At 57.5% G+C, this 19,174-nt stretch carries 18 protein-coding genes; 12 read left to right on the plus strand and 6 right to left on the minus strand.

Features of this window, described 5'->3' with window-relative positions:
• Positions 1 to 231: 231 nt before the first annotated feature.
• The 6 genes from AU11_RS13945 to AU11_RS13970 all read left to right on the plus strand — a co-directional run bounded on the left by AU11_RS13945 (position 232) and on the right by AU11_RS13970 (position 7,253).
• Positions 232 to 1,299, plus strand: coding sequence for a PstS family phosphate ABC transporter substrate-binding protein (locus tag AU11_RS13945; RefSeq protein WP_051687261.1), 1,068 nt, complete (start codon positions 232 to 234; stop codon positions 1,297 to 1,299).
• A gap of 162 nt (positions 1,300 to 1,461) precedes the next feature.
• The gene (pstC, locus tag AU11_RS13950) at positions 1,462 to 2,841 is read left to right on the plus strand and encodes a phosphate ABC transporter permease subunit PstC (protein ID WP_043319905.1); all 1,380 of its coding nucleotides are present in this window, start codon (positions 1,462 to 1,464) and stop codon (positions 2,839 to 2,841) included.
• Complete coding sequence (gene pstA, locus AU11_RS13955; protein ID WP_043319906.1) at positions 2,834 to 4,135, plus strand: phosphate ABC transporter permease PstA; 1,302 nt, start codon at positions 2,834 to 2,836, stop codon at positions 4,133 to 4,135. The genes pstC and pstA overlap by 8 nt, the downstream gene beginning before the upstream one ends.
• 340 nt (positions 4,136 to 4,475) lie before the next feature.
• Positions 4,476 to 5,216, plus strand: coding sequence for a phosphate ABC transporter ATP-binding protein PstB (gene pstB, locus AU11_RS13960; RefSeq protein ID WP_255343231.1), 741 nt, complete (start codon positions 4,476 to 4,478; stop codon positions 5,214 to 5,216).
• Between the two features lie 25 nt (positions 5,217 to 5,241).
• Positions 5,242 to 5,937 carry a phosphate signaling complex protein PhoU gene (phoU, locus tag AU11_RS13965; RefSeq protein WP_043319908.1) on the plus strand — a complete coding sequence of 232 codons (696 nt, stop codon included), beginning with the start codon at positions 5,242 to 5,244 and terminating at the stop codon, positions 5,935 to 5,937.
• A 515-nt stretch (positions 5,938 to 6,452) separates the two neighbouring features.
• Entirely contained in the window at positions 6,453 to 7,253 is an 801-nt protein-coding gene (locus AU11_RS13970) for a putative porin (RefSeq protein WP_043319909.1), read from the plus strand.
• An 89-nt stretch (positions 7,254 to 7,342) separates the two neighbouring features.
• Here the strand turns inward: AU11_RS13970 and AU11_RS13975 are convergent, their stop codons facing one another.
• A complete protein-coding gene (locus AU11_RS13975) occupies positions 7,343 to 8,635 on the minus strand; it encodes a M48 family metalloprotease (protein WP_043319910.1) in 1,293 nt (430 codons plus the stop codon).
• 60 nt (positions 8,636 to 8,695) lie between these two features.
• Between AU11_RS13975 and AU11_RS13980 the strand changes: the two genes are divergently transcribed.
• The 5 genes from AU11_RS13980 to traF all read left to right on the plus strand — a co-directional run bounded on the left by AU11_RS13980 (position 8,696) and on the right by traF (position 12,588).
• A complete protein-coding gene (locus tag AU11_RS13980) occupies positions 8,696 to 9,187 on the plus strand; it encodes a DUF4265 domain-containing protein (RefSeq protein WP_043319911.1) in 492 nt (163 codons plus the stop codon).
• 133 nt (positions 9,188 to 9,320) lie between these two features.
• Entirely contained in the window at positions 9,321 to 10,100 is a 780-nt protein-coding gene (gene yaaA, locus AU11_RS13985; protein WP_043319912.1) for a peroxide stress protein YaaA, read from the plus strand.
• A 2-nt stretch (positions 10,101 to 10,102) separates the two neighbouring features.
• Positions 10,103 to 10,717, plus strand: a complete 615-nt coding sequence (locus AU11_RS13990; RefSeq protein ID WP_043319913.1) for a DUF938 domain-containing protein — start codon at positions 10,103 to 10,105, stop codon at positions 10,715 to 10,717.
• 67 nt (positions 10,718 to 10,784) lie between these two features.
• A complete protein-coding gene (locus AU11_RS13995; RefSeq protein WP_043319914.1) occupies positions 10,785 to 11,147 on the plus strand; it encodes a hypothetical protein in 363 nt (120 codons plus the stop codon).
• A gap of 274 nt (positions 11,148 to 11,421) precedes the next feature.
• Entirely contained in the window at positions 11,422 to 12,588 is a 1,167-nt protein-coding gene (traF, locus tag AU11_RS14000) for a conjugal transfer protein TraF (protein ID WP_081848124.1), read from the plus strand.
• A 70-nt stretch (positions 12,589 to 12,658) separates the two neighbouring features.
• On the opposite strand, the gene phoR is transcribed toward traF, so the two are convergent.
• From phoR to AU11_RS14020, 4 genes are all read right to left on the minus strand, one after another.
• Positions 12,659 to 13,978: a phosphate regulon sensor histidine kinase PhoR gene (gene phoR, locus AU11_RS14005; protein WP_051687262.1), complete on the minus strand. Its 1,320-nt coding sequence runs from the start codon at positions 13,976 to 13,978 to the stop codon at positions 12,659 to 12,661.
• A gap of 298 nt (positions 13,979 to 14,276) precedes the next feature.
• Complete coding sequence (gene phoB, locus AU11_RS14010) at positions 14,277 to 14,981, minus strand: phosphate regulon transcriptional regulator PhoB (RefSeq protein ID WP_043319916.1); 705 nt, start codon at positions 14,979 to 14,981, stop codon at positions 14,277 to 14,279.
• Between the two features lie 130 nt (positions 14,982 to 15,111).
• Positions 15,112 to 16,011, minus strand: coding sequence for a 4-hydroxybenzoate octaprenyltransferase (gene ubiA, locus AU11_RS14015; RefSeq protein ID WP_043319917.1), 900 nt, complete (start codon positions 16,009 to 16,011; stop codon positions 15,112 to 15,114).
• 36 nt (positions 16,012 to 16,047) lie between these two features.
• Positions 16,048 to 16,623: a chorismate lyase gene (locus AU11_RS14020; protein WP_043319918.1), complete on the minus strand. Its 576-nt coding sequence runs from the start codon at positions 16,621 to 16,623 to the stop codon at positions 16,048 to 16,050.
• Between the two features lie 357 nt (positions 16,624 to 16,980).
• Between AU11_RS14020 and AU11_RS14025 the strand changes: the two genes are divergently transcribed.
• The gene (locus AU11_RS14025; RefSeq protein ID WP_051687263.1) at positions 16,981 to 18,291 is read left to right on the plus strand and encodes a dicarboxylate/amino acid:cation symporter; all 1,311 of its coding nucleotides are present in this window, start codon (positions 16,981 to 16,983) and stop codon (positions 18,289 to 18,291) included.
• A 77-nt stretch (positions 18,292 to 18,368) separates the two neighbouring features.
• Here the strand turns inward: AU11_RS14025 and AU11_RS14030 are convergent, their stop codons facing one another.
• Positions 18,369 to 19,049 carry a hypothetical protein gene (locus tag AU11_RS14030; protein ID WP_043319919.1) on the minus strand — a complete coding sequence of 227 codons (681 nt, stop codon included), beginning with the start codon at positions 19,047 to 19,049 and terminating at the stop codon, positions 18,369 to 18,371.
• Positions 19,050 to 19,174 lie beyond the last annotated feature (125 nt).

Raw genomic sequence — 19,174 nt, forward strand, 5'->3', positions numbered from 1 at the left:
TTGTTTGTTATTAATAAGTGAGAGCGTACCTTTCGGTCAGAAATTGCGCCAGTTCCGGCTGCGGCTGTTGAGGCGACCGGATTTCAAGGGGCGGTCATAAATTGCGCCGATGACTGTAATCTGTTTGTAACTTTTCATTCATAGAATCGTCACCAGTTCGAAATAGCATGCGCGGCGTGCAGAGACTACAGACTAATTCTCGACCAATTCGCGACCATTTCTGGAGAAATCATGAACAACCGTTCTGCGAGCAAAAAAGTACTGGCTTCCGCCCTCGCGGCCCTGACCATCGCGGCGTCCAATGCTGCTCTGGCGGCGCGCGATCATATCAGCATCGTGGGTTCATCCACCGTATATCCGTTCACCACTGTGGTTGCCGAGCGCTTCAGCCGCGCCACCCAGTTCAAGACCCCAGTTGTTGAATCCACCGGTACCGGCGGCGGCATGAAGCTGTTCTGTCAGGGTGTGGGCGAGAGCACCGCGGATATCACCGGCGCTTCCCGTCGCATCAAACAGTCCGAACTGGACATGTGCAACGACAATGGCGTGGACGTGGTGGAAGTACAGATCGGTTTCGACGGCATCGTGCTGGCCAATGCCAAGACGTCCGCGCCATTCGAGCTGACCCGCAAGGATATCTTCCTGGCCCTGGCCAAAGACGTGCCGAACCCGGACGGTTCCGAGACTCTGGTTGCCAACCCCTACAAGACCTGGAAAGACGTAAACCCGACCCTGCCGGCGACCAAAATTGAAGTACTGGGCCCGCCCCCGACTTCCGGTACCCGCGACGCCTTTGCCGAACTGGCAATGGAAGGTGGCTGCAAGAAGTTCGACTGGATCGCGGCCAAGAAGTCTTCCGACAAAAATGCCTACAAGGCCATCTGCCACAACGTGCGTGAAGACGGCGCCTACGTGGAAGCCGGTGAGAACGACAACCTGATCGTGAACAAGCTGGTTGCCAGCCCTGATGCACTCGGTATTTTCGGTTTCAGTTTCCTCGACCAGAACGCGGACAAGGTGCGGGGATCCGTGATCGAAGGTCAGGAACCGACGTTCGAGTCCATCGCCGACAACAGCTACCCGGTTTCCCGCCCGCTGTTCGTGTATGTAAAGAAAGCACACGTGGACGTGGTCCCCGGGATCAAACAATTCCTGGCCGAGCTCACCAACGAGCGCGCCTGGGGTGAAGAAGGTTACCTTGCCGACAAGGGTATGATCTCTCTGCCCGATGCACAGCGTCAGCAAGTGGCCACCAATGTGCGCAAGCTGAACGCGCTGACCAACCTGGCAGCAAAATAAAGCTAAGCCAGACAGGTAGACGGAATTACCGGCCGAGTCCCTTTACCAAATGGGGGCTTGGCCGTTTACGTATATGCGCCATTGCTGAATCTCATGGAATTACGGCCACAACTACGGATAATGGCCGGCGTTTTACTTCATCACAGATAACCGAGCGAATCGATGCAGACCCCCACTCTCTTCGCCCTGCTGTTGTTGCTGGTATTGGTGGCCTACGGTACCGGCTTCAGCCGCGCCATCGCCACCGCTCGCAGCCGCGGTGGTGTACGCAGTCTCGCCTCCCTGCCCAATTATTACGGGGTGCACACCGCCCTCTGGTGCGGCCTTCCGGCCCTGGTCATTCTGGGCTTATGGATGCTGTTCGACGACGCGATTATTCGCACCCTGGTGCTGGGTGGTGTTGCCGACAAGCCGGAAACCATCTCCGGCCAGAACCTGCTGTACGCGCAGATCCAGAACCTGGCCGCGGGTAACCTTATTGGCGCAACTACGCCACAGATTCAGGCAGCGGCAGATCATCTGGTCAGCCTGCGGCAAAGTGGCCGCTGGATGCAGACCACAATCACCCTGATCCTGGCGGCCGGCCTGGGTGTCTACACCCTACTGCGTATTTCTCCGGAGCTGCGCGCCCGTGAGAAAGTGGAAAAAGTTCTGCGGATAATCCTGCTGGCCTGCGCCTGCGCCGCGATCTTTACCACCGTCGGCATTCTGATGTCGGTGCTGTTTGAATCCCTGCGTTTCTTCCAGTCGGTACCGGTGACCGAATTCCTGTTCGGCCTGCACTGGAGCCCGCAGATGGCACTGCGCTCGGACCAGGTCGGCTCCAGCGGCGCCTTCGGTGCGGTGCCCCTGTTTACCGGTACCCTGATGGTATCTGCCATCGCCATGTTTGTGGCGGTGCCGGTGGGACTGATGTCCGCCATCTATCTGGCCGAATACGCCGGCAACAAGGTGCGCGCATTTGCCAAGCCCCTGATCGAGATTCTCGCCGGCGTACCCACCGTGGTATACGGCTTCTTCGCCGCCCTCACAGTGGCACCCTTCGTGCGCGAAGTGGCCCAGTCCATGGGAATGGAAGCCTCCAGTGAAAGTGCCCTGGCCGCCGGCCTGGTGATGGGGGTGATGATTATTCCGTTCGTGTCGTCGCTCTCTGACGACGTGATCAACGCGGTACCTCAGTCCCTGCGTGACGGCGCCCTGGGACTCGGCTCCACCAAATCGGAAACCGTGCGCAAGGTGGTGATTCCCGCAGCACTGCCCGGCATTGTCGGCGGCGTGCTGCTGGCGGTATCCCGCGCGATCGGCGAGACCATGATTGTGGTGATGGCCGCGGGTCTGGCTGCCAACCTCACCGCCAACCCGCTGGAGTCGGTGACCACAGTAACGGTGCAGATCGTGACCCTGCTGGTGGGCGACCAGGAATTTGACAGTCCCAAGACCCTCGCGGCGTTTGCCCTCGGCCTGATGCTGTTTATCAGCACCCTGATTCTGAACTTTATCGCCCTGCACGTAGTGAAAAAATACCGGGAACAGTATGACTGATCTGACTCAATCCAACTTGACCCAGAAGCAGGTCCGCGAGCGAATCGAAGCGCGCCTCGCCAGCCGTCACCGCAAGGAAAAAATCTTCCGCGGGTTTGGTATCGCAAGTATTGCCTTTGGCGTGCTGGCGGTACTGGTGCTGTTCACCGACATCATCAGCAAGGGCAGCAGTGCCTTTGTGCAGACGGATATCCAGCTGCAGGTGACCTACGACCCGGCCGCCCTCGGTATCGAAACCGTGGACGAGGAAAGCCTGGCCTGGGCCAACTTTGATGCGGTGATTCGCAACGCCCTGCGCGAGCGCTTCCCGGAAGTGACCGGCCGCCGCGACAAGCGCGAGCTCTATTCGCTGGTGTCCAACGGTGCCGGCTTCGAGCTGCGCGAGCGTCTGCAGGAAAACCCGCAGCTGCTGGGCAAAACCGAAACCCTGTGGTTTAACGCCGATGACGATGTGGACACCTATGTAAAGAGCCTGTCCAAATCCAAAGAGGGTTTCCTCGGCCGTACCTCCGAGCAGAAAGCGCAGTGGATCCTGGCACTACGCGAAAGCGGTGAGCTGGAAAAGCGCTTCAACACCACCTTCTTTACCAACGGTGACTCCCGCGAGCCGGAACAGGCGGGTATCCGCGCGGCTTTGGTCGGCTCGCTGTTCACCCTGCTGGTTACCCTGGTGCTGTCTTTCCCCATCGGTGTGGCCGCGGCCATTTACCTGGAGGAATTCGCGCCGAAGAACCGCTGGACCGATCTGATCGAGGTGAATATCAACAACCTCGCCGCGGTACCGTCCATCGTGTTCGGTTTGCTGGGCCTGGCGATCTTTATCAATTTCTTCGAACTGCCGCGTTCGGCGCCGCTGGTGGGTGGCCTGGTGCTGACGTTGATGACGTTGCCGACGATCATTATTTCCAGCCGCGCCTCGCTCAAGTCCGTGCCGCCGTCCATTCGTGAAGCAGCCATGGGCATGGGTGCGTCGCGCATGCAGGTGGTGCTGCACCATGTATTGCCGCTGGCCATGCCCGGCATGCTCACCGGTGCGATTATCGGTATGGCTCAGGCCCTGGGTGAGACCGCACCGCTGCTGATGATCGGTATGGTGGCGTTTATCGTCGATGTGCCCCACGGCATTACCGACCCGTCCACCGTATTGCCGGTACAGATTTTCCTGTGGGCCGACAGCCCCGAGCGCGCCTTCGTGGAGCGCACCTCCGCCGCGATCATGGTACTGCTGGCAGTCCTGATCACCATGAACACCTGCGCAGTGTGGCTGCGTAAAAAACTTGAGCGCCGCTGGTAACTTTTACCTTGTGATCCAATAAATCATCCGTGATTTATTGGATCGTCGCCGTCGCGATACTGGCGTAATTACGTGGAATTGCTGGTATCACGGTGGCTCGCGCCGGTCCTGGACCGGCGTCGGCACATCCATGTGCCGATTAAGACCAAATGCTAAGATAGCGAATCGAGAAAGAGCCATGAGTACCATGACCCTGAACGCCGGCGAAGCTGTACCGGCGCAGAAAGAAGCCACCCAACCGGTAGCGGAGCAGACAGAAGTGAAAAGCAGAGCGGCTAATCCAAATAGCCAAGTGGACGGTACCGTCGGATCGCCGTTTTGCGACGACGCCAAGCTGCGCATGCGCAATGTGAACGTGTTTTACGGCGAGTCTCAGGCGATTCACGATGTGAGCCTGGATATCGGCCGCAACCAGGTGGTGGCCATGATCGGTCCTTCCGGCTGCGGTAAATCCACCTTCCTGCGCTGTCTCAACCGCATGAACGACACCATCGAGGGCTGTCGCGTGGAAGGCGAACTGAGCCTGGACGGCGAAGCCATCTACGGCCCCAAGGTGGACGTGGTTCCCCTGCGCGCCCGTGTCGGTATGGTGTTCCAGAAGCCGAATCCCTTCCCCAAATCCATTTACGACAACGTCGCCTACGGCCCCAAGATTCACGGCATCGCCAGCCGCCGCGCGGAACTGGATGAAATCGTGGAAAACAGCCTGCGTCGCGCCGGCCTGTGGAACGAAGTGAAGGATCGCCTGGACAAGCCCGGCACCGGCCTTTCCGGTGGTCAGCAGCAGCGCCTGTGTATCGCCCGCGCCATCGCCGTGAGCCCGGAAGTCATCCTGATGGACGAGCCCTGTTCCGCGCTGGACCCGATTGCCACCGCCCGCATCGAGGAGCTGATCGACGAACTGCGAGAGAACTACACCATCGCCATCGTTACCCACTCCATGCAGCAGGCCGCGCGGGTCAGCCAGCGCACCGCCTACTTCCACCTGGGAAAACTGGTGGAAGTGAATGACACCGAGACCGTGTTCACCAATCCCGAACACGATCTCACCGAAGCCTACATTACCGGCCGTTTCGGCTAAGGTTGGGGGGAGCCCACACAAAGTTATGGAAATGCATTTCGATCAACACATCTCCCGCCAGTTCAACGAAGATCTTGAAAGCCTCAAGACGGAAATGCTGGAAATGGGTGGCCTGGTCACCCGCCAGGTAGCCGATGCCGTAGAAGCCCTCGCCAACGCCGACAGCGAACTGGCGGAAAAGGTTTTGCAGGTGGAAGAGGAAATCGACCGCTGCGAAATGGAAGTAGACGAGCACGCGACCCTGATCATCGCCAAACGCCAGCCGGCCGCCTCCGACCTGCGCATGGTGATGTCGGTTATCCGCATCGCCCGGGATCTGGAGCGCGTCGGCGACGAGGCCAGCAAGATCGCAAAGATGGCCATCGCCCTCACCGACGAAGGCACGGCGCCCCGCGGCTACACCGAGATCCGCCATATCGCCAACGCCGTGCGCAAGATGCTGAACGACGCGTTGGACGCCTACACCCGCTTCGACGTCAAGTCCGCCATGGAAACCCTGGCCAAAGATGAGCAGGTGGACATGGACTACCGCAGCGCGATCCGCGAAATGGTCACCTATATGATGGAAGACCCGCGCAGTATTTCCCGGGTGATGAATGTGCTGTGGACCCTGCGTTCACTGGAACGCATTGGCGATCACGCGAAGAATATCTGCGAACAGGTGGTGTACCTGGTTAAAGGTGCCGATATTCGCCACGGTAATGAAAAGAATATGCGCTAGTGGCCCGTGCGAACCGTTACACAACTTCCCGCATGGGCCACTAGAGTCCCCCCGATTTATTCATCGGCAGAGTTCGGATAAGTTGAGTTTCCATGGTTTTTATTTTTACAAAGGGCTGCAGTTGCAGCCCTTTTTCCATTTCAGTGTTTCGTACCAGTTTTAATTGAGAATTAGTTACCGATAAAAATATACTGTTTTGGTAATGCCAATATACAGCGAGAAAACTCTTTGGCAGGCCGAAGCTCCCCTCACGGCGCATATTCTGTAAATTTCTCTCTTTAAATACTATTCAGCTTTGGTTCAGTTGTCCCCAAGCAAAATACGCCTGCGACTGTAGCTAAACTACCGGAATCAAACTGTATTTGAGACGCACGTCGCAATTAATTCTTTCGTTGCACTTAAATTTTCCTGCACTTAGAATCCGCGCCGAATTTGTCCGGGACCCAGAAGAGGGTCGAACGGATGAGTTGGATGGGTACGAAAGTACAGATGTAAATTAAACAGGGAACACTTCTATGAAGTTCAAGTTTGCAGCACTGCCTCTGATGCTGGCCTCTGCGGTTGCCTCCGCGGATCAATATAATTCTTTTACCGATGTTGATTACACTTCCGCTGACTACGGTAGTGTCGACGTCGATACGTTGAGCTTCCAGTCTCAATACTATTTCGGCGCCCTGGAGAATCTGGGTCCACGCAAGGAATTCAACTATATCCTGCCAGTGTCCAACATTTACGGCGGTTTTGCTTATGCTGATGCCGATGGTAATGACAGCGACGCGTTGAACATTGGTGGTGAATACTTCACCGGTCAGTGGAAACTGTTCGGCGAAGTGCAAGATAACGATTTTTCTACCGACTACAGTGTGGGAGCGGGTTTCCTGTTTACTCCGAACTTCCTGGCCGAGGTGGAAGCTGTTAAGCCGGAAGACCAGGACACCGTGCTGTTTTTCCGCGGTCAATACAATCACCAGCTGAGCGGAACCGACTACATCGGTTTTACCGCCGAAGTGGATGATGAGTTTGACTACCGCAGCGTTTCTTCCAAATACTTTACCGCGCTGGCGGGCGGTCAGTATCTGACGGCAAAACTGGCGCTGGTTGACGTAGACGGAGCAGACCTGTTCTGGGGTGGCGAATTAGAGTTTTACTTCAATGAGAACACCTCTATCGGTGCTGCGTATGATGAAAATGAGTCCTACGAATTCAAGGCGACTCACTTCTTCAATCGCAACGTTGCAGGCAAGATTGCATACGGATCCAACGGAGACGCTGACGATCTGGACATCTTCAGCCTGGGCGTAACCGTCCAGCTGTAATTTCCTTTCGGGAAATCCAGTACAAAAAAAGCGGGCGAATTTCTTCGCCCGCTTTTTTTGTTTCTGTGCCGGATAAAATTTATCCCGGCTTATCCCTGATTGCCCAGCGCCTGCATCCGCGCCTGCGCCTTGGTGCCAATATCTCCGCTGTCCTGTGCGGCAATCTGGTACTGGCTCAGGGCATTCTTGGTGTTGCCCTGTTTTTCGTAAACCTGCCCCAGGTAGTAGTGCGCATGGGGGGTATCCAGATAGCTGGTGGAGCGCTGCAGGTCCCTCTCGGCGGCGGTGTAATTATTCAGCTGCGCGTTCAGCATGCCGCGCATCAGCCAATTGGAAAATAGCGTCGGATTTTTCTGCACCGCGGTTTCATAGGATTGCAGTGCTGACTGGTACTGCTTTTTCTGCGCCAGCAGATCCCCTTCCAATGCGAAGAATGCGGCTTCTTTTGGTTGCTGCTTCTGTGCTTGGCGCGTCAGCATCAGAGCGCGGTCATAATCCTTTTTCTGTGCCGCAGCCACTGCCGCGTCATAGCTCTTGTAAGCATCGGCATCTTTCTTGAGCTGCGCGATCGCACGCTGGTATTCATTGCGGTTGGTCACACCGCCGCCGAGGTTTTTTGCGTGCTGGATATTCGCATCGACACGGGATTGTGATGGCGGATGGCTGGCGAAAAGCGCATCCAGGCCACTCGCCTGTTTGCCCTCAGACAACGCGACGAATTTTTGCTGCAGACGCACCGCACCCTGCGGGTCGTAGCCGGCGGCGGCCATGTATTTCATGCCGTACTCATCGGACTCCAGCTCGTTATCGCGGCCGTACTTGGCAATATAGGCGGAGCCCCCGAACTGGCTACCCAGAGAAATCAGATCGCCGTAGGCGGTGTTTTCAGTGGTGGCACCCAGGATTGCAATGCCCGCGCCGAGAATCTGCTGTTGAGACATTGCGGTGGCGGAGTGACGGGCGGCGGCGTGCACGATTTCGTGGCCGAGAACTGCTGCGAGCTCCGCCTCGTCTTCCAGCAACACCAGCAGGCCGCGATTGATGGCGATCTTGCCACCGGGCAGCGCCCAGGCGTTGGGCACCGAGTTGTTCAGAACCACGAACTCGTAAGGCAAATTGGGCTGGTCGGACACTCTGGCCAGCTTTTGGCCCACACGGCTTACGTAGCTTTGTAGTGCGGGATCGACCAGATATTCACCACCCTGGGTCTGCTGGGCTTTGGGGTATTGCTGTTCACCGAGGGCTACTTCCTGGCTCTGGGACATCAGCGACAGCTCCTTCTTGCCGGTAACCGGATTGACCGAACAGCCAAAGATGGAGGCGGTCAAAGAGGCGGCGGTGGCGGTGGCCAGGAGGCGCTTGGTGAATGAACGCGGAAACATGATCCTCTCCCTGTATAATGCGGTTCGCACAATATTGTACACAGTCCGGAGAGAGAGGTTATGACGACCGCACTGCAGATTATCGAATTGTTTGCCGGTATGAATCCCGATGGAGAGCCGGTGGTAGAGCGCATGCAGGTGCGGGTCAATGAGGACGACAGCGTACAGCTGGTGCGCTCCCCGGCCTTTATCAAGGGCATCGCCAGCGGTGACACCATCAAGGTCAATCGCGACGACCCGGAAAAACCCAGCTTTGATCTGGTCAAGCGTTCCGGGAACCTGGCGGTGCGTATCTTCTGTCGCGAAGACAGCACCAGGCTCTCCGATCAACTGACCCCGCAGCTGGAAAAACTTGGCGGCGAGCTGGATCTGGAAAGCCCGCGCCTGCTGGTGTACAGCATCCATGTAAGCTGTGGCTTTGCCGAGATTGAGCAGATCCTCAACAGTGTCTGTGACGGTGCCAACAGTGTCTGGTACTACGGTAATGTGTACGATCCGGTGGATGGGCAGACGCCACTCAACTGGTGGCAGCACATTTTGAAGCCAGAATAATCCAACGCCCTCTAAATACCGTCATTCCGGCGCAGGCCGGAATCCAGCACTCCGGATTCTGGATCCCGATACCGGATCAAGTCCGGCACAGGCTCTGGACCGGAATGACGAAAATCATCAGTAGTGATTCCCTATGCTAATCGTTATCTCCCCCGCAAAAACCCTCGATTTTGACAGTGAAATTCCCGCGTTGGACACCACCCAGCCGGATTTCCTCAAGGAGTCCGCGGCGTTGATCAAGGAACTGAAGGCTCTGAGTCCGCAGGATATCTCTAGTCTGATGAAGATCTCTGACAAGCTGGGGGTACTGAACTACGATCGTTTCCACAGCTGGAAGCGTCCGTTCACGGATAAAAACGCCCGCCCTGCCCTCCTCGCCTTCAAAGGCGATGTGTATACCGGGCTGGAAGCGGAGACCATGGGCAAGCGGGATTTTGCCTTTGCACAAAAACACCTGCGTATGCTCTCGGGCCTCTACGGCCTGCTGCGCCCGCTGGACCTGATGCAGCCCTATCGGCTGGAGATGGGCACAAAGTTTGCCAATAGCGGCGGCAAGAATCTGTATGAATTCTGGGATGGCAAGATCACTGCGGCGCTGAATGAACAGTTACAGGTGCTCAAGAGCAAAGAGCTGGTGAACCTGGCCTCCAACGAGTACTTCAAATCGGTGCAGAAAAAAGCGCTGCAGGGGGAGATCTTCACCCCGCATTTCAAGGACTGGAAAAACGGCCAATACAAGATGATCAGTTTCTTCGCCAAAAAAGCCCGCGGTATGATGAGCCGCTGGGCCATCGACAACCGGGTGAAGAAGGCTGAACAACTGAAAGATTTCGATGTCGCCGGTTACTATTTCAGTGAAGAACACTCCAAGGGCAATGACTGGGTGTTTCTGCGCGATGAACAGCCCGCCTGAATATGAGCGACAGCAAGCTTCCTGACGCCCCCTCCACCGCGCGCAATCGCGAACCCATCCTGGCTCATCTAAAGCGCCTGCTGGCGGACAGTCGCCGGGTACTGGAAGTCGGCAGTGGCACCGGCCAGCACGCGGTGTACTTCGCCCCGCACCTGCCCCATCTCAACTGGCAGACCAGCGAGCGGCCGCAAAACCTGCACCAGGTACAGGCTTGGCTCCACCACAGCCCCGCGGCCAACCTGCCCGCACCGATTGCACTGGATGTCAGCAGTGACTGGCCACCTCTGCGGGTGGACACTGTGTTTACCGCCAATACACTGCACATTATGCCGGCTACTGCGGTGGAGATGTTCTTTCAGAAGTTGCCGCAGGTGCTGCAGCCTGGCGGCCAACTGATCGTCTATGGCCCGGTGAAAATTGACGGTGAGTATATCGGCCCCGGCAACGCGGACTTTGATGTGTGGCTGAAAGAGCGGGACCCGCTGCGCGGGATTCGCGATCTGGAGTGGCTGGACCAGCTCGCCGAGGCCCAGGGGTTGCAAAGAACCGAAAACAATTACCTGCCCGCCAACAACCAGTTATTGGTGTGGCAGATGACGAGGAACCGCACCTTGTAGGAGCCAGCTGGGCAGGCGCCTTCGAGATACCGGAACAACGAGCCAATACAGTTAAGGAAACCACACTATGCCCCCATGGTTTGAAACCACCCTCGCCATTTTCGCCGCCATCGCGGCGGTGTTTTTCTTTGCGAAATACCGTGAAACGTCGGCGGCATTGCACGAATCCGAGCGCATGAAGCACAAGCTGTCCAAAGACCTGGACCGCTACCGCGATGTGCCGCAGTTGCGCGCCCTGCGCGATGGCCTGATTGGCGAGCGCAACCTGCCGGTGGACGATGAAGGTCGCGAACATATCCTGATCCGCGACAGCGCGCGCAAAGTGGTGCATATCACCATCGGGAAACGCAAAGCGGAAGCGCTCGCAGACGACCGTTCACCGGAATATGTTGCCGGTGGCGAAGCGCGCCCCCTGCAGGAACTGGAATAACCCACCGGGCGTCGGACCGAGAGTACATTTTTTCGTCAGGAGGCCCCGCCTGGGGCCTGTCAATTCCCTCTGCCACCCGCCATTCAGCGAATTCGCGTCACAATATCCCTGAGAAGTAGTTCGCAAAACACCCCGAAAGGGCCATTGTGCCTTTCCCCTCTCACGTTTATTTTTGCGCCGCCGATAACAACACGCATAACGGGCATAAAAGCAAACTTCTGACTGTGCGCCGAAAGGTGCGATGACTATTAAACGATTATTATTGGGGGCTTAGATGAAACAGTGGACAAAAAACCGATTGGCCGGTGCACTCACCGCCACGGCGATGCTGAGTGCAACGCCGGTTGCTGCGGAAATTTTTTCCGGGCGCGGGAGCGCCATGGCCGGTGCCGGAGTTGCCGGGGGCGACTACACCTACAGTGCGCTGATCAATCCCGCAACCGCGACGAATTTCGGCGAAAGTGATGATTTTGCACTGACCTTTGACTTCGGACTGATCGCCAATGATCAGAATGACTTTATCGATACCAGCGAAGATCTTACCGATTTTATCGATGAGCTGGATGGCTTCACCGCCAACCAGGACGACGCCGACTACATCCTCGAGCAGCTGCAGTTGCTCGACGAAGGCCGTCTCACCGCCGATGCTGGCGCGCAACTGACCGTTGCCATTCCCAACAGTGTTGCCTCTGGCCTGCTGTTTGTTCGCCAGTCCGCGTTTATTGCCACCGATGTGCAGCTGGCGGATGCGGATATTGCACTGCTGGAAAACTTTGGCGAACAACTATTCGACGAGGATGATCTGGAAACCGCGGCCGGAGCCTTCGGTTACTCGATGCAGGAGATCGGTTTCGCCGCCGCACGCAACTTTACCTTCAAGGACTATCAGGTGTCCCTCGGCGTAACGCCCAAGTACCAGCGCGTGGAGTCCATCGAATACATCGAAACCATCGCCAACTTCGACAGCGACGATTTCGAGGTCGATGACTACACCCTGGAACACACCAATTTCAACCTGGATCTGGGCGCTACGATCAATTTCGGCCAGCTGCAGGGCGGTGTCTCCCTGCGAAATGCCATTGCTCAGGAATACGACACCGTGCAGGGTGGTGTGGAGATCCAACTGGATCCGCAGCTGACTGCGGGTGTTGGCTACACCGGTGAGGTGTTCACTTTGCTGGCGGATGCTGATCTGAATGCCGTAGAGCTGTTTGATGGTGCCGGTGAAGTGCAAGTACTGCGCCTGGGCGCGGAAGCGGACCTGTTCGACTGGGTGCAGCTGCGGGTGGGTTACCGCCACGACCTCAAGGACACTTACGATGGCGCACTGACCGCAGGTATCGGATTCAGCCCATTCGATGTGTTGCACTTCCATCTGTCGGCGATCAAATCCTCAGGGGACACCCTGGGTGCGGCGCTGCAGTTTGGTATGGAGCTGTAAGACTCCGCTGCTGATAAACAGGCAAAAATAAAAAAGGGGCCTGCTGGCCCCTTTCTGTTTGATTACTTTATTAACTCGCCTCAGAACTGACCTGGGTCAGCTTCTGGGTGGGGAAGTTCAGAGTAAAAGTACTGCCGCGGCCGGGTACACTGGTGACACTCATATTTGCGCTGTGGCGCAGCAACACGTGCTTCACGATTGCCAGACCCAGACCGGTGCCGCCACTCTCGCGGGAGCGACCGGCGTCCACCCGGTAGAAGCGTTCCGTCAGGCGCGGAATATGCATCGGGTCTATACCGATACCGGAGTCCTTCACCGAAAAATGCCCGCCGCTGGCATCAGTGCGCCAGCGCAGCTCAATCGGCCCGCCATCCGGGCTGTACTTCACCGCGTTAAACGCCAGGTTGGCGAAAGCACTGTGCAGCTCGCCGGCGTCGCCGGTAATCGTGCAATCCTCATCGCAGGCTACGGAAATCACGTGGCGCTCGCCACTCAGTGAGCGGGCCTCGCCAGCCACCCGCTCCATCAGCTCGCGCACCGAAACCTGGTCGCGCCCACTGTCGCGTTCGGATGTCTCCAGCCGCGCCAGCAGCAGCAGATCGTTGACCAGACTGGTCATACGCACCGTCTGCTCACTCATCTGCCCCAGGGGTCTGTCCCAATTGCGCGGCGCCTGGCCACTCATCTGCAGCGTCTCCAGGTAACCGGCGATCACCGTCAGCGGCGTGCGCAGCTCATGGGAAACATTCGCCACGAAATCCCGCCGCATCTGCTCCAGGTTATGCAGCCGGGTAATATCCCGCACAATCACCAGCGCCTCATCCTGGCCGAAGCGCGTCACCTCCACTTGTAGAATCCGTGAATCATCCCCCGGTGCCGGCAGCGTGATCGGCTGCTGATTCGCCCGCTTGCCGCCACCCATACGCTCGTACATATGCTCGACAAAACGCGGGTCGCGCACAAAATTGACCAGTGGCTGGCCTGCATCGTCCGTCTGTAAACGCAACATTTGCCCGGCGGCCGGATTCCACCACGCCAGATTGCCATCGTCCTCCAGCGCTACAATACCCTCGCGCAATGCACTGGTGCTGTCCTGAACCCGCCGCAGCATCGCGTGCAGCTTCTGCTTCTCTTTGCGGTGACGGCGCTGCATGCGGTAGAAATCGTCGGTGATATCCCCCCACACGCCAAAATTCGTCGGCGCCGGGCCGCGGCGGCCGTTGGCGAGCCAGCGATCAAATTGATTTTGTTGCCACAGCAACCAGAAAACATAGGCGGCAAGACCAGCGCACAGCGCCAGCCACCAGTGGCCGCTGGCAAAACCGAGAATGGTGGTGCCAAGGGCGATAATGATAAAGCGGGAAAACTCGCCAATACTGCGATCGAGCATGATGGTTTGGCCATCTTGTTTCAGGTAGGTAAACCCGGTAACTGGAAAAACTACCGAGGTTCTAAGCGAAGGTCGAGTGCCGGGTAAGCGTTTTTGAAAGCGTCGGCGACAGGGATGTCGCCGACGCAGCGTACAGGGAAGTATTCACAGCGGTTTAGCTGAGCACATCCCTGTGCTCAGCCCTACGGGCAGCTAAAGCTGCTGAAAATTGTTCCCGACAATTTTTTCAAAAACTTATACCCGGGGCTCGACCGCCACAGGACCCGCTACGGAGCCCTCTACAATTCTTGGGTGTAGGTTACACCCTTTCCGCGGTCTGTACAGAAAAGCGGTAGCCGGTGCCGCGCACGGTCTGGATGTAGCGCTCGTGGCCATCGACGGTCAGGGCTTTGCGCAGGCGACGGATGTGAACATCCACGGTGCGCTCCTCAACATACACGTTGCCACCCCAAACATGGTCCAGCAACTGGGTACGGGTGTAAGCGCGCTCCTGATGACTCAGGAAAAACGTCAGCAGGCGGAACTCGGTCGGGCCCATATCCACCGGATTGCCATTGATCGTCACCCGGTGGCTGATCGGATCCAGCACCAGGCCACCCGCCGTCAGCGGCTCCTCCGGCGTGCTCGGGCCCGCGCGGCGCAACACCGCCTTCAGGCGCGCTACCAGCTCGCGGGGTGAAAACGGCTTGGTAATGTAATCGTCCGCACCGGTCTCCAGACCCTTGATCTTGTGGTCTTCCTCACCCTTAGCGGTAAGCATGATGATCGGCAGCGAAGAAGTCAGTTCATCCCGCTTCAGGCGGCGGGCCAGCTCAACACCGGAAACATCCGGCAGCATCCAGTCCAACAGAATCAGATCCGGCTTTTCATCGATTACCAGCGCGTGGGCCGCCTGGGCATTTTCCGCCTCAAGACAACGGTAATCCGCCATTTCCAGAGCTACCCGTAACATATCCCGCACCGGGGCTTCGTCGTCGACTATGAGGATCGTCTTGCTGTGCATCTGCCTGCCATACCCTAACTGAAGTGATTGTCATTTAACTGACTATTCTAGAGTGGCCATTTAACGTCACTTTAGTGACAAAAATATGACAGCCGTACGGGAAGCCCGGTTTGCGGGTGGCCGCTTGCGCCTAATTCCACAGATAATGAGAAAAAATACCCAGGAAAATTGCCATTCCGACCCAGTTGTTATTGAGAAATGCCTTGAAGCAGGGTTCCCGTTGCCGATCGCGAATCAGCCACTGCTGATAGCAAAATAGCCCGCCCGCCGCCGCAACCCCGCAGTAATACAGCGTACCGAGCTCCGCGCGCCCTCCCAGCATCAGTAAGGCCAGAATCACCATGCCCTGCAGGCAGCCGGTCATCGCCCGGTCCATATCGCCGAACAGGATGGCTGTGGATTTCACCCCGATCTTCAGATCGTCGTCCCGGTCAACCATGGCATAAAAGGTATCGTAGGCCACGGTCCACAGCAGGTTTGCGGTAAACAGCACCCAGGCTACCGCCGGCACCGCGTTGGTGACCGCGGCAAATGCCATAGGGATTCCCATACTGAACGCCGCACCCAGTACCACCTGTGGCAAATGGGTGTAGCGTTTGGCGAAGGGATAGCAGAAGGCCAGCACCAGCGCCGGCAGTGACAGCAAAATGGTCAGTTTGTTGGTGGTGAGCACCAGCAGAAATGCCAGCAGCATCAGGCCGGCGAACAGCATCAGTGCGCCTTTTGGGGTAGCGGCGCCAGTGGCCAGGGGACGCTGGCTGGTGCGCTTTACGTGGCCGTCGATCTCGCGGTCGGCGAAGTCATTGATGGCACAGCCGGCGGCGCGGGTAAGAATTACACCCAGGGTAAACACCACAAACAGGTGCAGCCCCGGCCAGCCTTTGGCGGCAATCCACAGTGCGGCCCAGGTTGGCCACAGCAACAGCAGTGAGCCGATGGGCCTGTCCAGTCGCGCCAGTTGCCAGTAGGGCTGTACGCTGGGCCAGTGCTGCGCGAAGCGCTGCTGGACTTGTTGGCGAATGGCTTGCATGGCAGTTCCCGTATTCTTTCCTGTTTCTTCAGGGCACTAGGTCATTGGCGGTTTGTGGGGATTGAACCCGCTGAGGAAGGTCTCTGCAACCAGCAGAGGTTTGTCGTGCAGCCAGAAGGTGGAGCGGCGGCCCCAGGCATGGGCTTCGCTCTGGTCCAGCTCTGCCAGCTGGCACTGGGAGTTGCGTTTGAGCCGGTTGAGGACGATGGGGCCGCGGCGGATGTCCGGCTGGCTGAACAGGAGCTCGCCCAGGGGGCGGTTGTCGAGGCTGCGCAGGTAGCGGGATTTCCCGGCGAGGGTACGCTCGGGGAGGACGCTGCGGGCGTAGACCCAGGGCTGGGTGTCGCTGCCGTAGAGCAGGACTTCGCGGATCAGGGCGCGGGTGCGCTCCTTGAGGTTGAGGGCGCGGCGCTCTTCGAGGTTGGGTGTGTGCCAGCCCTGGCGCAGTATTTGTACGCTAAACTCGCCGTGGCTCAGGTGCTTGAGGGCGGCGGTGAGAGATCCTTTGTGTTGCAGCCAGGGCAGGAGGTGGTCCGGCGGGGTGTGGCCGTGCAGGCTTTCGAGGGGTTGTGGGTGCCAGTCGCCGATGGCCTCAAAGGGGGAGTGGTACAACGCAGACTCCGCGCGGGGTTATGCTGGTTTGAATTAACCGCATTGTACCTGACGAGGGTTTCAGGGGAACTCGCTTTGCCCCTTGGGGGTGGGGTGGATATAGTGGCGCACTGCCTTTACCCAGATAAGAGGCTCTGAACAAACCCGGTGGCGGTGGCGCTACCGGGCACAGTCTTGTGAGACACGACCTAGGCGGCCCCCCGTGAATCCATCCATGGGGGCTCTGCAAAAACATCCTGTTTTTGAAGGTCTCACAAGACTGTACCCGGTATCACCACCTTCGCCCGAATATAATTAGCGCTGAAAACGATCAGAAAATCTGCCATTTGAAAGGTAGATGCAAAAACAGGACGGACCATGGGGCTTACCAAAAAAATCGTACTGGCCATGATCACGGGGATCTTGCTTGGCCTGCTGTTCAATGTACTCAACTCCAGCCAGGTGTTGGGTACGACGGTTACCGGATTTATCAACAACTACCTCACCAATGGTCTGTTCGACATCATCGGGCGGATTTTCATTGCGTCGCTGAAGTTGATGGTGGTGCCGTTGGTGCTGGTGTCGCTGATCTGCGGTGCCTGCGCGCTGTCGGAGGGCAGTCGGGTTGGGGTGTTGGCAGGGAAGACCTTGCTGCTCTACCTGTGCACGACGGCGGTGGCCATTTCCCTGGCGCTGTTGCTGGCGTTGGTGATCCAGCCCGGGGTGGGCATGGAATACCTGGCGGGCGATGCGCAGTATGAGGCGAAGGAGTCGCCGCCTCTTTCCGATGTGCTGGTGAATATTTTTCCCACCAACCCGGTGCTGGCGATGGCAGAAGGCAACATGCTGCAGATCATCGTGTTTGCCCTGCTGCTGGGTTACGCGATTTCCCGCAGCGGCAAGCCGGGACAGCGGGTGGCGGCGTTCTTTAATGATCTGAACGAGGTCATCCTGAGGATGGTGGGTGTGCTGATGGTGTTTGCGCCTTACGGGGTGTTTGCGCTGTTGGTGAACAAGATTGCGCTGCTGGGTCTAGATGCCATTCCGACACTGGCGAAGTATTTTGGCGTGGTGCTGCTGGCGCTGCTGATTCACGCTTTTGGGGTATACCCGCTTTTGTTGAAGTTGCTGTCTGGTTTGAATCCAGTCAAGTTACTGAAGAAAATGCGCCCGGCGATGGCATTTGCATTCAGTACCGCGTCTTCTGCGGCGACGATTCCGGTTACCCTGCAGACGGTGGAAAAGCGTCTGGGTGTGGATAACAAGATTGCGTCATTCACTGTTCCGCTGGGGGCGACCATCAATATGGATGGCACAGCGATCATGCAGGGTGTGGCGACGGTGTTTATCTCTCAGCTGTACGGCATCGAGATTGGCCTGATGGGTTACTTGACGGTAATCCTGACTGCGACGCTCGCATCTGTGGGTACTGCCGGTGTGCCGGGTGTTGGCCTGATCATGCTGGCGATGGTACTGAGTCAGGTGGGCCTGCCGGTGGAAGGCATTGCCATTGTGATGGGCGTGGATCGCCTGCTGGATATGGTGCGCACGGCGGTGAACATTACCGGTGACTCGGTGGTGAGCACCATTGTGGCCAACAGCGAGGGTGCACTGGATGTAAATACGTTCAATGACGACAATTACAACAGCGTCGTGACAAACGGGGAAGGAAGCTCTTCTTCGGCCTGATTTCTTTAAGTCAGTCGAGATAAATAGAGGGCGAGCCGCTGGTGCGGCTCGCCCTTTTCAGTTCGGTCGGAGGGGGTCTAGAGTGCGGCCATATCCCGCAATTCATCCGCCTCGAGATTGTCCTCCATCGCCTCCACCAGCTCTTCAACCATTTCGGTGAGGGCTTCCTTGATGGCCGCTTCGGTGGTGTCTTCGCCGGCGCGATTGTCGTGATAGGTGCGCACCCGGTACTTCTCGGTGATTTTCATGTCGTCGATACTGACGCGCTGTTCGCGCAGTGCGGTTCCACTGCGATTGCTCAGGATGTAGCGGAATTCACCCTTCAGGGTCACATTGCCCTGCTCAAGATCGTGATCGCCTTTCGGTTTCATGGCACTCAGGTGTTTGATCACCTTGAGGTTGAGTTTGTTCTGCAGCTGGAGCAGGCCATTTTCCGCAACCAGCGGTACCTCTTCATCCTCCAGATATCCGTACAGAACACGCGCCAGCTCGCTGTGGATATGCTGGGTGTAATTGCGGATGGCTTCTTTTTTCAGGTCCGCAAGACCGCCGCCATTGCCAGCCAGTGCAAGCATCAGCTGCATATCGCCACTGGATACCGGCATGGGTACATCGAGTTGAATTTCAGTGGCTGCTATGGCCAGGCTGGGGGTGTGGTCATCGCCACCCCAGAAGCTGTCTTGGGCACTGGTACTGGTGGATAGCGCAAGGCTAACCATACCGGCGGCGAATAGCCGACGGAGTCCTTGGGTTCTCATGCATCGCTCCCTGTTTTGATTTTTATACCGGGATAATTTTTATCGGCGCTGTTTGATGGGGCGCTCTGTGGCGGATGAATCCGCTCTATCATTTTTAGACGTCTGTCACAGGCTGCCACTTATCG

This window comes from Microbulbifer sp. HZ11 (assembly GCF_000708675.1).
In the GTDB taxonomy this organism is placed as follows: Bacteria; Pseudomonadota; Gammaproteobacteria; order Pseudomonadales; family Cellvibrionaceae; genus Microbulbifer.

Coding starts and splice junctions, on each gene's coding strand:
- traF (WP_081848124.1), top strand. CDS start 11,422: ATGAAACAGTGGACAAAAAACCGATTGGCCGGTGCACTCACCGCCACG.
- AU11_RS13975 (WP_043319910.1), bottom strand. CDS start 8,635: ATGTTTCCGCGTTCATTCACCAAGCGCCTCCTGGCCACCGCCACCGCC.
- phoB (WP_043319916.1), bottom strand. CDS start 14,981: ATGCACAGCAAGACGATCCTCATAGTCGACGACGAAGCCCCGGTGCGG.
- pstC (WP_043319905.1), top strand. CDS start 1,462: ATGCAGACCCCCACTCTCTTCGCCCTGCTGTTGTTGCTGGTATTGGTG.
- AU11_RS14030 (WP_043319919.1), bottom strand. CDS start 19,049: ATGAGAACCCAAGGACTCCGTCGGCTATTCGCCGCCGGTATGGTTAGC.
- AU11_RS13970 (WP_043319909.1), top strand. CDS start 6,453: ATGAAGTTCAAGTTTGCAGCACTGCCTCTGATGCTGGCCTCTGCGGTT.
- phoU (WP_043319908.1), top strand. CDS start 5,242: ATGGAAATGCATTTCGATCAACACATCTCCCGCCAGTTCAACGAAGAT.
- ubiA (WP_043319917.1), bottom strand. CDS start 16,011: ATGCAAGCCATTCGCCAACAAGTCCAGCAGCGCTTCGCGCAGCACTGG.
- AU11_RS13995 (WP_043319914.1), top strand. CDS start 10,785: ATGCCCCCATGGTTTGAAACCACCCTCGCCATTTTCGCCGCCATCGCG.
- AU11_RS13990 (WP_043319913.1), top strand. CDS start 10,103: ATGAGCGACAGCAAGCTTCCTGACGCCCCCTCCACCGCGCGCAATCGC.
- phoR (WP_051687262.1), bottom strand. CDS start 13,978: ATGCTCGATCGCAGTATTGGCGAGTTTTCCCGCTTTATCATTATCGCC.
- yaaA (WP_043319912.1), top strand. CDS start 9,321: ATGCTAATCGTTATCTCCCCCGCAAAAACCCTCGATTTTGACAGTGAA.
- pstA (WP_043319906.1), top strand. CDS start 2,834: ATGACTGATCTGACTCAATCCAACTTGACCCAGAAGCAGGTCCGCGAG.
- pstB (WP_255343231.1), top strand. CDS start 4,476: ATGCGCAATGTGAACGTGTTTTACGGCGAGTCTCAGGCGATTCACGAT.
- AU11_RS13945 (WP_051687261.1), top strand. CDS start 232: ATGAACAACCGTTCTGCGAGCAAAAAAGTACTGGCTTCCGCCCTCGCG.
- AU11_RS13980 (WP_043319911.1), top strand. CDS start 8,696: ATGACGACCGCACTGCAGATTATCGAATTGTTTGCCGGTATGAATCCC.
- AU11_RS14025 (WP_051687263.1), top strand. CDS start 16,981: ATGGGGCTTACCAAAAAAATCGTACTGGCCATGATCACGGGGATCTTG.